Origin of the sequence: Gardnerella sp. DNF00476 (assembly GCF_049262735.1) — a bacterium.
GTDB lineage: Bacteria > Actinomycetota > Actinomycetes > Actinomycetales > Bifidobacteriaceae > Bifidobacterium > Bifidobacterium vaginale.
Genome location: NZ_CP058401.1, coordinates 1673558 through 1687585 on the forward strand (window position 1 = coordinate 1673558; position 14028 = coordinate 1687585).

The 14028-nt window shown below is 39.5% G+C and carries 10 protein-coding genes, 1 tRNA gene and 1 riboswitch; of the genes, 4 read left to right on the top strand and 7 right to left on the bottom strand.

Features of this window, described 5'->3' with window-relative positions; all coding sequences use genetic code 11:
- Positions 1-96 precede the first annotated feature (96 nt).
- The 4 genes from HXT25_RS06740 to HXT25_RS06755 all read right to left on the bottom strand — a co-directional run bounded on the left by HXT25_RS06740 (position 97) and on the right by HXT25_RS06755 (position 3685).
- Entirely contained in the window at positions 97-996 is a 900-nt protein-coding gene (locus tag HXT25_RS06740; RefSeq protein WP_004115065.1) for a LysR substrate-binding domain-containing protein, read from the bottom strand.
- A gap of 89 nt (positions 997-1085) precedes the next feature.
- Complete coding sequence (gene ahpF / locus HXT25_RS06745; protein WP_004117820.1) at positions 1086-2699, bottom strand: alkyl hydroperoxide reductase subunit F; 1614 nt, start codon at positions 2697-2699, stop codon at positions 1086-1088.
- A gap of 75 nt (positions 2700-2774) precedes the next feature.
- Positions 2775-3338: an alkyl hydroperoxide reductase subunit C gene (ahpC, locus tag HXT25_RS06750; RefSeq protein ID WP_004115062.1), complete on the bottom strand. Its 564-nt coding sequence runs from the start codon at positions 3336-3338 to the stop codon at positions 2775-2777.
- A gap of 271 nt (positions 3339-3609) precedes the next feature.
- Positions 3610-3685 (bottom strand) — tRNA-Gly (locus HXT25_RS06755).
- A 305-nt stretch (positions 3686-3990) separates the two neighbouring features.
- Between HXT25_RS06755 and adhP the strand changes: the two genes are divergently transcribed.
- Positions 3991-5001, top strand: coding sequence for an alcohol dehydrogenase AdhP (gene adhP, locus HXT25_RS06760; RefSeq protein WP_004111567.1), 1011 nt, complete (start codon positions 3991-3993; stop codon positions 4999-5001).
- 98 nt (positions 5002-5099) lie between these two features.
- Here adhP and HXT25_RS06765 read toward each other — a convergent pair whose 3' ends face one another.
- Positions 5100-6110: a glycosyltransferase gene (locus HXT25_RS06765; RefSeq protein ID WP_032836398.1), complete on the bottom strand. Its 1011-nt coding sequence runs from the start codon at positions 6108-6110 to the stop codon at positions 5100-5102.
- A 109-nt stretch (positions 6111-6219) separates the two neighbouring features.
- Positions 6220-6371: riboswitch (FMN riboswitch) on the top strand.
- 5 nt (positions 6372-6376) lie between these two features.
- On the opposite strand from HXT25_RS06765, the gene HXT25_RS06770 reads away from it, so the two are divergent.
- The 3 genes from HXT25_RS06770 (at position 6377) to HXT25_RS06780 (ending at position 9928) form a co-directional block, all read left to right on the top strand.
- A complete protein-coding gene (locus tag HXT25_RS06770; RefSeq protein ID WP_116437822.1) occupies positions 6377-6976 on the top strand; it encodes an ECF transporter S component in 600 nt (199 codons plus the stop codon).
- A 43-nt stretch (positions 6977-7019) separates the two neighbouring features.
- The gene (locus tag HXT25_RS06775; RefSeq protein WP_422118824.1) at positions 7020-9365 is read left to right on the top strand and encodes an energy-coupling factor transporter ATPase; all 2346 of its coding nucleotides are present in this window, start codon (positions 7020-7022) and stop codon (positions 9363-9365) included.
- Between the two features lie 257 nt (positions 9366-9622).
- Positions 9623-9928: a YhbY family RNA-binding protein gene (locus HXT25_RS06780; protein WP_004117809.1), complete on the top strand. Its 306-nt coding sequence runs from the start codon at positions 9623-9625 to the stop codon at positions 9926-9928.
- A 75-nt stretch (positions 9929-10003) separates the two neighbouring features.
- Here the strand turns inward: HXT25_RS06780 and HXT25_RS06785 are convergent, their stop codons facing one another.
- Positions 10004-11377, bottom strand: a complete 1374-nt coding sequence (locus HXT25_RS06785; RefSeq protein ID WP_422118825.1) for a replication-associated recombination protein A — start codon at positions 11375-11377, stop codon at positions 10004-10006.
- Between the two features lie 94 nt (positions 11378-11471).
- Positions 11472-14000, bottom strand: a complete 2529-nt coding sequence (locus tag HXT25_RS06790; protein ID WP_422118826.1) for a DEAD/DEAH box helicase — start codon at positions 13998-14000, stop codon at positions 11472-11474.
- Positions 14001-14028: the final 28 nt, after the last annotated feature.

Here is a 14028-nt window from a genome sequence, read left to right on the forward strand (position 1 = left end):
ACAAAATCAAATTATATTTCATTTCAATCTTGTTTTAATCTAACATGTGAATGCTTTAATTGCTTTTAAAGTTTAAAAATATAAATTTTATTAACTTCACTTATGCAAATTCACGCATGCACCAGAAATAATCTTAGCTAAACCGTCCATAATTTGATCCACTGGAGAAGCTGCTCTCCAGTTTAAATACAGCGAACGATATGGTTTTGGATCTTTAAACTCGCGAATTGTTAATCCTGATGGCTGAACAATTGGAGGAAGAATAGAAAGACGCGGAAGCAAAGTCACATCTTTACTTCCAACAACCATGTATCGTAAGGTTTCCAAAGACGTAGCATAAAATTCAGACTGTTTTGCACCAACTTTTTGACATACATCTATCATGCTTCTACGCATGCAATGACCATCTTCTAAAAGTAGCACTTTTTGGCTAGACAATTGCGAAACATCAATCGGAGTTTTTTCATGACCAAACTGCGAATTTGTAGAAGCAGCCAATAAAAAGTCCTCGTCAAAAATATGTTTTACTTTCAAAGAAGATTCATTTAATTGCTCGCTTAATATTGCGCCATCAATCTGACCACTATGCAACATTTCTACAAGGCTAGCAGACTTTTCTTCAACAAATCGAATATTAAAATTCGGCTTAACTTTACGCAAAACTGGCATTATTCTTGGCAAAAGATAAGGGCATAATGTTGGAAAAACGCCTAAAACTATAGTAGATGACCATGGGTCTTCTAATCGCCTTGCTGCTTGATAAATACTTGAAACGTCGGCATGAATACGCTTTGCATAATACACGACTTCTCTGCCTGCTGGAGTTAGAATTTGCTTTCCAGGAGTTCTTTCAATAAGACAAACTCCAAGCAAATCTTCTAACTTTTTAATTTGCGTAGACAACGTTGGTTGAGAAACGTGCATACGTTCAGCTGCTTTTGTAAAACTTTCCTCTTTTGCAAAAGCAATTAAGTATTCAAGTGATTTAATGTTCACGTAATCATCTTTCTTATTAAAAGTAGTAAGAATATAATATATATAAATTTTAAGTATCAAAAGCTTATGCGTTAAAAGTTAATCTAGTTTTACACATTTCTAATTAGATAGTCGAATGCACTAAGAGCCGCGTTTGCTCCAGATCCATATGCTGTAACAATTTGCTTATAAGGCTCATCTGTGCAATCGCCAGCAGCAAAAATGCCATGAACACTCGTGCACCCTTTTCTATCTGTTACTATTTCCGAACGATTATTTAAGCTTAGTTTGTTTGAAATCCATTTAGTATTTGGCATTAAACCAATTTGAACAAACACGCCGTCTGTGTGCAAAATTTTCTCACTATTTTCACCATTATTAGCATTGCGATCTTTATAACGTACTGCAATAACCTTTGTTCCGTCTCCTTCTATAGAACTAAGAGCAGCACCTGTTATTACAGTAGTATTAGAAAGATTATTTAGAGCATTAACTAATATTTGATCTGCTTTAAGCGTGTTCATATACTCGATTAGAGTAACGTGATTTGCAACACCTGCTAAGTCTATTGCAGCTTCGACTCCAGAATTTCCTCCGCCAACAACTACAACATTCTTATTTTTAAATAATGGACCATCGCAATGCGGGCAGAACGACACTCCCTTGTTTCTATATTCGTCTTCCCCAGGAATGCCAAGTGTTCTCCATGTAGCGCCTGTTGCAATAATCACTGCTTTAGCTTTTAAGCTTCCGCCAGATTTAGTACTAATTGTGTGCAATCCGTAAGATTCTTCAGCAATATCTAAAGATGTAGCCCAATCGGGAGTAAATACGTCAATGTCATATTGAGCAATGTGGTTTGTTAAATCGTTAGCAAGCTTTGCGCCTGTTGTGTGCGTTTGCGAAATATGATTTTCAATGCTTTCTGTTTCAACAACTTGACCGCCTCTGTGGTCCATAATCATTGCTGTTTTAAGGCCTTTTCTAGCTGTGTAAATCGCTGCGGCGCTTGCAGCAGGACCTCCACCTACAAGAATAACGTCGTACGGATTTTTGGCGTTCATTTTTTGCGCTAGTGAAGAATCGCCAGAAACCTTAGAATTGCTTGAATCGCTATTTTCCTCTTGACTTAAAAGAATCGCAACTAATTCGTCTATAGATGATCTTCCAGAAGAAATCATTTTTCCGTTTTCAAAAACTGCAGGAACACTCATTACGCCAAGAGAATCTACCTCGTCTTTAAAAGCGCTCCCTTCTACAGCAATATGTTTTACTTTAGGATTAATAATCGAAATTGTATTAAGCGATTGAACAACCTCTGGGCAATTAATGCAAGTAACAGACATGTATGTTGTAACTTCATGACTTCCAATGCTCAAAATTGCTTTGCGCTGACCATCGCTTATTTTGGGAGCGTAACCGCTTACTTGCAAAATCGCTAAAACTAAAGAGCTAAACTCGTGTCCAAGAGGTAAACCAGCAAAGCTTACAGACACATTAGTTTGTGGATTAAGTACTGCGAAACTTGGTTTGCGATTTACGCGACTTTTATCACCTTCTATAACAGTGATTTTGCTGCTTTGATCTGCTACTTCATTTAAAAGCTCAATAACTTTTTGAGAATTTTTACTACTATCAACATATGCAACAAGATTAATAGGATTAACCATTTTTGTTAGTAATCCAGCAAGTTGAGTAGTTAAGTTTGAATCCAATAAAGACATTATTTTCACTTTCTATTCTTAAGTAGCAGATCTTTAGCAGTAAATTAATTATTAGAAAATCAGACTTTTAAAAAATCAGATCTTCCCAACCAAGTCAATAGATGGAGCAAGTGTTTCTTCTCCCTGCTCCCACTTTGCTGGACATACTTCTCCTGGATGGGCTGCAATAAATTGAGCAGCTTTAACTTTGCGAAGCATCTCATCTGCATTTCTGCCGATTCCATCTGCTGTCATCTCGTAGAATTGAATATTTCCTTGAGGATCAACCAAGAATGTTGCGCGATGAGCTAAACCAGATTCCTCATTCAAAGCATTAAAGTTTTTAGAGAGCGCGCCGTTTGGATCTCCAAGCATTGTGTATTTTACTTTTGCAATAGCTTTAGAGTCATCGTGCCAAGCTTTGTGAACAAAATGAGTGTCTGTTGAAACAGAATAAACTTCTACGCCTAATTTTTGAAGATCTTCGTAGTGATTTGCAAGATCTTCAAGCTCTGTTGGGCACACAAACGAAAAGTCTGCTGGATAGAAGAAGAATATAGCCCACTTTCCAAGAACATCATTATCGCTTACTTCTACAAATTCACCATTTTTATATCCGTTTACTTTAAACGGAAGAATATGCGTACCAATAAGGCTCATAACAACTCCAATCTCTAATTGTTTATTTAAAAAATTTTCATTTTTTGCAATTAGCAATATTTTGACCTATTTGCTAAATCTAATTATTTAGAATCAGAATTCAGCATTAAAGTCATGATAGATTATTTATATCAAAAAGACTATATGTATAGACAACATCTATAGCGCTAGATATTGTATGTCAATAACTATTTAATAAATTTATATTTTCATAAAACAAAGATGACTAAAACAAACTAAAAAAATATGACAAAAGCAGAAGAAAAAAAAATGGAGCGGACAACGGGACTCGAACCCGCGGTCTCAACCTTGGCAAGGTTGCGCTTTACCAACTAAGCTATGTCCGCAAACAAAATGTCATAATAGCCTGATTTCTTTTTAAATGCAAGTTATGAGTAAAAATAAAAATTTATAGTGATTTTTCTGCAATATACATGCAATTTTACGGAGTGTTGAATAAAAGAAAAATATTGATTACGATAATTATTATCATTAAGCCAGAAATTTTTATAAAATTTTTCTTAAAATGTGATTTTTATCATGAAAAATCGTAAAAATAATGTAGAATAAAAGATAGCTTTTGCCAAACAGGTAAAAGAAAACTGAAAAGGTAATGTTTTTCAAAAATGAAGCATAGAACAAGGAGGTTTCTATGAAGGCTATTGTTGCAACCAAAGATAAGAAGGCTCAGGTTGTAGAGAAGGAACTCCGCCCATTGGAATTTGGTGAGGCCTTACTCGATATGGAGTGCTGCGGCGTATGCCACACCGATCTTCACGTTAAGAACCAAGATTTTGGCGATAAAACAGGCGTTGTTCTTGGACACGAAGGTATTGGTATTGTTAAGGAAGTTGGCCCTGGTGTTACAACATTAAAGCCAGGCGACCGTGCATCTGTAGCATGGTTCTTCAAGGGTTGCGGACATTGCGAATATTGCACCACAGGCAGAGAAACACTTTGCCGTAGCGTTTTGAACGCAGGATACACTGCCGATGGTGGCATGTCTCAAGAGTGCATCGTCGCAGCAGACTACGCAGTAAAGGTCCCAGAAGGCTTGGATCCAGCTCCTGCAAGCTCCATCACTTGCGCTGGCGTTACAACCTACAAGGCTATTAAGGAATCTGGCGTACATCCAGGCGAATGGCTTATTTTATTCGGTCTTGGCGGTCTTGGTAATCTTGCGTTGCAATATGCAAAGAACGTATTTGGTGCGCACGTAATCGCAGTAGATGTTAACGATGCTCAGCTTGAATTTGCTAAGGAATATGGCGCAGATTTGTGCGTGAACCCACTTAAGGAAAATGTTCCTGAATTTGCTATGAAGAAGGTAGGCGGCGCTCATGGCGCTGTCGTAACCGCTGTAAGCAAGGCTGCTTTTAACAGCGCAGTTGACTCTGTGCGAGCAGGCGGCACTGTTGCAGCTGTTGGTCTTCCACCAGAAGAAATGGAACTTAGCATTCCTCGCCTTGTTCTTGACGGAATCCGCTTGGTTGGTTCTCTTGTTGGAACTCGTAAGGATTTGGAAGAAGCGTTCCAGTTTGGTGCTGAAGGCAAGGTTCTTCCACAGTGCCATATGCGCAAGATGGAAGACATTAACGACATCTTCGACGAGATGCTCAGCGGTAAGATTCGCGGTCGAATGGTAATCGACCTCTCCCACTGAAAAAGAGATAAAATAAAAAAAAACTAAAAGCCACTTAGCAAATGCTAGGTGGCTTTTAGTTTATGTTTTAAGATGTTTTAAGACTTAATTTTTGTACACTATTTCAACGGAGGCATTGGCTTCCAATTAGGATCATGCAAAATTTTTCTGCTTGCAATCCAACCAGTAAAAAGCTTTTTAACACCACTTAAAATATGCTCACGATCTACAGCAACAAGCCTAATAAACTCTTTTGCAGCAGTTAATGCTGTTCCAAGAGCAAACATAAATGGTCGATAATCGCCATGAATCATAAAGTATCGCGCCATAAAACCACGATTTCGCATAATATGGTAACGATTCATGTCAGAAGTAGAATTTAGTTGACGAACGCCAGCAATATCCCAATTAGGAATATTACGAGTTCTACGAAGAATAACATCTTTTACAACAATCGGATTCGTAACTTTGCTAGCAAGGTATCCGTAAGTTGTGTCATCCCAATAAATAAAATAATGCGGATCTGGCAAACCGATTTTCTCTACAATATTGCGCTTAAATAATCCGCCTTCAAAGCACATAGTGTTCATAACGCGATACCCAGATGGTCCAAATGCTGCTGGAGCAATTGGGTTAGGGATTCCAAGAGAAACAATAAATTTATATTGCCAATAAAAATCGCCACCGTCGTAGTCTAAACGGCTGCCTTGAATCACATCGTGGCTTTTAGTCCACTTTGAAAGACGTTCAATAGATTCTGGAACAGTTTCAACATCATCGTCCATAACCCAGAACCACTGCGCGCCAAGTTCATACGCTTTTTTAACACCAGCACTAAAACCGCCAGCTCCCCCAAGATTGCTGCTTTGAGGCGCGTAAACAACGCGGCTTGAATCGCCAGAATCATCCACGCTAGCAGAACCCCAGCGACGTGTAAGAACATCATCTAAATCTTGCACCATATCACGAGTTTTTTCACTCTTCTCATTGTCTACAACAACAATCCTCCATGGGCATTGATTTAATCGCTCAAAAGATTTAAACAGATTTTCAAGCAACTCCTGACGCTTATAAGTAACTACAACAACAGCAAGCTTATCAATAGTATTATCATTTATAACTTCGCTCATATTTTTAATATTACACTTAGCATTGCCATCAATATTATTAATAAAATTCAAATTTTTTAGTACAAACTTCATTTTCGGATAAATGTTCTTAGCATAAGATAAAAATAAAGTGTAGTTTCAGGGAAGGTGAAAATCCTTACTGGCGGTAACGAGGTAATTCTTGGATTAGTGAATTTTCTCGAAGCCCGCGAGCGGCATTGCGCTGCTGATTCGGTTAAAATCCGAAGCCAACGGTTAAAGTCCGGATGAAAGAAACGGAGGCTCTAATGAGCATTTCACGCGAAAATAATCATAAAACTAGCAATAACACAGCAAATAATCACGCAACTTACTCTGGCACAAACTATTGGTCAAGCGAAAAAATTGCTAAATACGCGCTATTCGTTGCGCTCTCTATTGCTGTAAGCTTTATAGAATTTCCACTTATTCCAGACCTAAACTACCTTAAATATGATCCTTCGGGAATTGTGTGTTTAATTGCAGGATTTGCATACGGACCATTCGCCGCTGCAATCGTAAGCGTGCTAGGATTTGCTCCACACTTCTTTACTAACCCGTTTGGCGCAATAATGGCAATATTGGTTTCAATGGGTGCGTCTGTTAGCGCTGCAATCGTCTACAAAAAAATTAGAACCAAAGAAGGCGCTATTATTTCGCTTATAGTTGGCTCTGTAGTTGCGATTGCTCTTGCAATAGTCGGAAATCTTATTATTACGCCGCTTTATGCTCATATTAGCGTTGAGCAAGTTGCTGCTCTTATAGTTCCAGCTCTGCTACCGTTTAATGCTATTAAGCTTGCGATTCATTGCGTAATAACTATGCTTGTTTATAAGCCTGTTTCAAAGCTTCTTAACTACAACAAATAGCAAACAAATAGCATTAGTCAATTAAGTAAAAAGCAAGCTGATTATGCAAAGCAATAAAGTTATTCAAGATAAAACATGTTGCAAAGTCGAAAAAAGCAATACGGATTATTTTGCTAAAAAAGATAATGCTGTTTCTTTGCAAAAAGTTCGCTTTAGCTACGATGGCGGAAAAACTTGGATTCTAGACGGAATAGATCTTGAAATTGCATATGGTCAAAGAATCGCAATCATTGGCAAAAATGGTAGTGGAAAGTCCACGCTAGCTAAAATTATTGCAGGACTTTCTTCCCCAGATTCTGGAATTGTTACGCTATGCGGAATAAAAGTTTTTGAAGCAAACAATGTTGATTCAAAAGCTTACCAAAAAGCACGAGAATCTATTGGAGCATTGTTTCAAAGCCCAGAAGACCAAATCGTTACAACAGTTGTAGAAGACGATGTTGCTTTTGGGCTTGAAAACTTGTGCGCTTCTAAAGAATTTATGAAGCAAAATATAAGCAATGCTTTACGCGCTGTAAACATGGAAAATCACCGTTTTAGCGACCCGAGCAATATGAGTGGAGGTCAGCAGCAGCGCGTTGCTATTGCATCGTCGATTGCTACAAAATCAAAACTTATTGTATTAGATGAGCCTACAAGCATGCTTGATTCTTGCGCAAAAGAAGATGTAAATAAGCTTTTTAACAAATTGCAAACGAGCGGCACAACAATCGTACAAGTTACGCATAAGATTAGCGAATGCAAAAATGCGGATCGAATATTGATGCTAGAAAATGGAAAATTGCGTGATGTAAGTTTATTGGAATTAGATGAATTTTTCACGGAAAAATCGCCAGCTGTTATTGAATCAAAAAGCATGACGGAAAATGCAAAAAAATCAAATACGGCAATTGAAATATCTAATTTAAATGTGAGCTATACAAATAGTCAAAGTCCAATAATAAGAGACTATTCTCTAAGCGTAAAATCAGGCGAAATCGTTGCAATAATGGGAAAAAACGGGTGTGGAAAATCAACGCTCGCAAAAGCAATATGCGCACTTATTAAATACGATTCTGGCTCCATTTGCGTAAACGGAATAAAAATTAGCGAAAAAACAAGCAAATCGCAAATGCGAGAAATTCGCAAAAACATTGGTTACGTTATGCAATTGCCAGAACAGCAACTTTTTGCACAAACTGTTTTTGAAGACGTAGCATACGGGCCAAAAAACTTTGGATTAGAAGGACGTGAATTACATTCCAGAGTATTGAACGCACTAAAATCATTGCATATTGAACACTTAGCACAAAAATCCCCATTCGAACTTTCTGGCGGACAGCAACGACTAGCAGCAATCGCAGGTGTTTTAGCTTGCAATCCAAAAATTTTGGTTTTAGACGAGCCTACAGCAGGATTAGATTTTGAGTATGCAAAAATCGTATTAAAAATTTTAAGCGATTTACACAATAAAGGCATAACAATTATTGTTATTACTCACGATCTAAACGAAGCAAAATCGCTTGGAGCGCGCATTGTTACGTTAGAATCGCGCAAAAAGAAGGAGATTCAAGAACACGCGCAAGACGAAAAGCTTGAAAATGCTAGCGAGAATGTTAACGAAAAGAAAAACGAAATCAAAAACAAGTCATTGCTAAGCTTATTCAATACGCGAATCATACTAATATCATGCTTAATTCTTATGTTTAGCGCGTTTAGTATTACAAACTTCTATCAACTAGGAATTCTTGCACTATCAACGCTTGCTCTAATATTTCTCGCTAGAATATCACCTATAAAATTATTGTTGTCATTGCATATGTTTATTGCAATATTCGTATTTTCTGGAATGTTTAATCTTCTAGTTGTGCATTCTGGAAGAGAAATTTTTAAAATTGGACCGCTATTAATAACAGATGATGGAATAAAGTTTGCAATACTTTTCGCTTCAAGATTTTCGCTTGTTATACTAATCGGATCAATAATTGTACTAACAATAAGCCAAACGCAGTTGACTGAAGCGTGCGCGTCTATTATTTCGCCTCTTAAAATCATAGGATTGCCAAGTCAAGAAATTGCTCTTATTATGAGCCTCGCTTTGCGATTTTTGCCGACTCTTGCAAAAGAAGCAGAATCTGTAGCTTTAGCTCAAATTGCAAGAGGCGGAAACATAAAAGACGGGTCTATAAAAAAGCGATTGCAAGCAATAACATCTCTTATAGTTCCAGGATTTGCAAGCGTGATTCGGCACGCAAACACACTGGGACTTGCGCTAGATTCTAGATGCTACGTTCCTGGAGCAAAGCGCACGCACTTACATACAGAGAAAATTCGCATAAAAGACTTTGCGCTTTTAAGCGTTACATTAGCTATTGTGTGCGGAATAATTTTTGCTGGAATATTTGTATAACTGATAACTGTAATATTTGCATATTGAGCGTATTAATCGTATTGAGCGTATTGCACGCGGATTCTTACGGTTAATGTATAATCCGATAAGCATTGAAAATTTAAGCGTTACAAGTAGATGATCAATAGTCGATAGTTGTTTGTTGATAATGGTTGTTGATAATTGCGTTTAACAATATAGCGTTTTGACGTTTTAATGTTTTGAAAATTGACGTTTTAGCGTTTTACGCATGTTAAACGCGATTTGGAAGGAAAATAATGGCATTAACTAAAAAGCAAATTAAGCAATTGCGCGCGCTCGCTAACACTTTAAGCCCATTGCTTTACGTTGGAAAAAACGATATTAGCGACGCTGCTGTTAAGCAAGCAGACGAAACAATGCAATCGCACGAGCTTATGAAGTGTGCTGTGCAAGATGGTTCTGGCTTAAGTGCTAAAGAAGCTGCGCAGGAACTCGCAGAACATCTTGGTGCAGAAGTCGTGCAAGTAATTGGCAACCGTTTTGTGTTATTCCGCGTTTCAAATCGCGAAGATATTGACCACATTATGCTTGTTCGTGAATAAAACTCTCTTAAAAAAAATAGTAATACTGTATTAAAAGGCTTCTTAGAATTGTAAGAAGCCTTTTAATTATTGACTTTAGTTATTGTCAGCAGATTTGTGGAGAATATTGCGGATTTGAGATAAACGTTGCGAAATCTCGTGCTCGTAGCCGCGATTATTTGGGTGATAATATTCGCGACCAACTAGCTCATCTGGCATATATTGTTGCGATGCCACAGCACCCGGATAATCGTGAGCATACTTGTACCCATCATGATTGCCCCAACTTTTCATCAAAGCAGTTGGCGCGTTACGCAAATGAAGAGGCACTTGACCGATATTTCCAGTATCAACGTCTTGCAAAGCCTTATTAATAGCGTTGTAGCTTGCGTTTGATTTTGGAGCAGTTGCTACAGCAATCACAGCTTCCGAAAGCATAATGCGCGCTTCTGGCATTCCGATTAAAGCAACTGCTTGAGCTGCAGCAACAGTTACTTGTAAAATTTGCGGCGCTGCCATACCAACTTCTTCGGCAGCAGCAATCATAATTCGCCTTGCAATAAAACGCGGGTCTTCACCAGCTCTAAGCATTCGCGCTAAATAATGCAAAGAAGCGTCAACATCACTTCCGCGCATTGATTTAATAAAAGCAGAAATAACATCGTAATGGTCATCGCCATCTTTGTCATAGCGAACTGTAGTAGTATCCATTACGTTAGAAACTACATCAGCAGTAATTACAGGCTTATTTTTACCATGCTGCAACGCAACATCTCCTGTTACAGCTCCTGCTGCCGCTTCTAGAATAGTAAGAGTTTTGCGAGCATCTCCCCCACTTAAACGAATAATTGAATCTATTGCGTCTTCGTCGATTTTAAGCTGATTATTAAGACCATTTTCGCTAGAAATTGCGCGTTCTATCAGAGTGTGCAAATCTTCAACACTAAGAGACTCAAGTTTAACAACTACTGATCTGCTAAGTAGTGGCTTAATGATTGAAAAACTTGGATTTTCGGTAGTAGCTCCAATAAAAGTTACATCGCGATTTTCTACGCTTGGAAGCAAAGCATCTTGCTGTGATTTAGAAAAACGATGAACTTCGTCAATAAACAGAACTGTTTCTTGACCTTTACTAACTAAACGCTCATGCGCTCGATCTAACACAGCTCGAACATCTTTAACTCCAGAAGTTACAGCAGAAAGCTCTTCAAACACGCGACCAGACTGTCTAGCCACAATATAAGCAAGCGTAGTTTTACCAACTCCTGGAGGTCCAAACAACACAACAGAACTTGGAGATGTAAGAGAACCTTTAGATTGTGGATTTGCAAGCCTGCGCAAAGGCGAACCTTCTTTTAGCGCATGCGACTGCCCCAACACATCTTCAATACTGCTTGGGCGCATACGCACTGCCAACGGACGCGTAACATCGCTAGATGCACTACTTGCGGAAAATAAATCTTTCTCCATGAATACCAGCTTACACTACATATAGAACAAACGTTCGATTGCATTCTGCATTCTGTGTTTTACCTTCTGTGCTCTGTTAGCACATTTTTAAGAATCACACGTGCGACACTCTGTAGTCAAAGAACACAACTTCGCCTGTATCTTGTGTGGAATCCAAATCAACAACACCAGTAATAGCCCAATTATGGTCTCCGTCCGAATCGTCAATAATTTGCCGAACTTTCCACGAATGTTCACTCTTCTCAAGCGAATCATCCAAAATAAACAAGTCGCCACTTCTAGCCTTGGCATCGATACCAACATACTCGTGCTCATCGTAATAGTCGTCAAGCACATCATTCCACTCGTGAACGCCGTAACCCCAAGCCTTGTCAAGCTCTCCTAAAGTATCCGCATCTTCCAAATCCATAAGCTGCACGCGACGGAACATTGCGTTTCTAATCAACACAATAAGTCCACGACGATCCTCAACAACAGACTCAGAAGTTCCAGGCGCAGCCATAGTTACAGCACTAGCTTCAGCGTCTGATCCTCCTGCACTCTCCCACTCGTCAACAAGACTTGAATCAATAGATCGCACAACAAGACGAAGCCACGAAATAATATCACACAATTCTTCGTTCAGCATGTCTTCTGGCACAGTGCGAGCAAGCGAACGATAAGCGTCCGAAAGGTAACGAAGAAGCGTTCCTTCACTTCTAGCAATGCCATAGCGCGAAATATAGCCAGTAAAATCGGACGCTGTTTCAACCATGTCTCGAAGCACAGATTTAGGCTTAATCCAGTAGTCGTTTGCCCACGGAACATCTTTGCGATATTGCGCAAAAGCAGACTCAAGCAAATCTTCAAGAGGCTTAGGGTAGCTAACTTTCGCTAAGCGTTCCATGCGCTCCTCGTAATCAATGCCATCATCCTTCATGCCAGCCATTGCAGCATCGCGAGCCTTACGCTCTTGTGCGCGAAGCACAGGCTTAGGGTCATCTAAAGTTGCTTCAACCATAGAAATTACGTCAAGCGCGTAGCTTGGAGATTCTGGGTCTAGAAGTTCCAAAGCTGCGAGTAAGAATGGAGAAAGCGGCTGATCCAGCGCAAAGCCCTCTGGCATAGCAACATCAAGATCATAATCACAAGAACCATCCGAAAGCTCTCTGCATTCAATAACTTGAGTATCGAGCAAAGTTTGGAAAATATCGTTGCAACGCTCGAGCAATTTCTCTTTATCTTGCGGCTTTTGCGCACTATCTTCAATAAGTTTTTCAACGCGTGCTCTAGCATCCCCACCTTGCGTAACTTCGTTCAAAATCATTGAGTGCGTTACAACCATGTGAGGATTCAAAGTTTCTGGAGCGCTTTCAATAAGCTTAGTAAACGTTAGCTCGCCCCAAACTACAAAGCCTTCTGGAGCTTTCTTACGCTTAACTTTTTTAAGCTTCTTAGGATCATTTCCAGCTTTTGCAACAGCGCGCGCATTCTCAATCTCGAACTCTGGAGCCTCTGCAACTACTAAGCCCTCAGTATCGAATCCCATTCTGCCTGCACGTCCTGCAATTTGATGAAACTCGCGAGCACGAAGCTTTCTACTACGATTCCCATCAAATTTTGTAAGAGCTGTAAGAACAACCGAGTGAATTGGCACGTTAATGCCAACTCCGAGAGTGTCTGTGCCACAAATAACGGGCAGCAATCCTTGCTGTGCGAGCTGTTCGACAAGCCTACGGTAGCGCGGAAGCATACCAGCATGGTGTACGCCGACACCGGTGCGCAGTAGCCTTTGCAAGATTTTGCCGAAACCTGTAGTAAATTTAGTGCCTTTAATAGCTTGAGCAATTTTGTCTCGCTGATCTTTGCTAGAAACCCCCGTGCTTGCAAGCGCTTGAGCTGTTTCTAGAGCTGCATCTTGCGAAAAATGAACTACATAGATTGGCGTTAAACCCTTGTTAAATAAGAGTTCTACAGTTGTTGCAAGCGGCTTATCTGTGTACTCGTATTCGAGTGGGATTGGTCTTGGCGCATTAGCAATAATATCAACACTACGTTTTGTTGATTTTTCTAAACGTTCCGCAATATCCGTTACGTCTCCAAGAGTTGCGCTCATAAGTAAGAATTGCGTATTTGGAAGTGTAAGTAACGGAACTTGCCAAGCCCATCCGCGCTCTGGATCACCATAGTAGTGGAATTCGTCCATTGCAACGCAATCGACTTCAGCGTTTGCGCCTTCGCGTAAGGCTTGATTTGCTAAGATTTCTGCAGTGCAGCAGATTATTGGAGCGTCCGCGTTAATATGCGAATCTCCTGTAATCATGCCAACGTTGTCGCGCCCAAAAATCGCAACTAAATCGAAGAATTTTTCGGAAACAAGAGCTTTAATTGGCGCAGTATAGTAGGAGCGTCTGCCGGTAGCGAGCGCTGCAAAATGCATGCCGAGCGCTACTAGAGATTTTCCAGAACCGGTTGGAGTATTTAAGATAACATGGTCTCCTGCAAGCAAATCCATAACAGATTCTTCTTGATGCGGCCACAAATCTACATGCTTGTTATCTTTAACCCAATCAACAAATGCTTGAAAAATCTCGTCTTCGCTAGCATGATGCAAATCAAAAGCTAACTCGCCCAGACCAGCCATATTCCGCTCCTACTTTACTTAAGCTTTA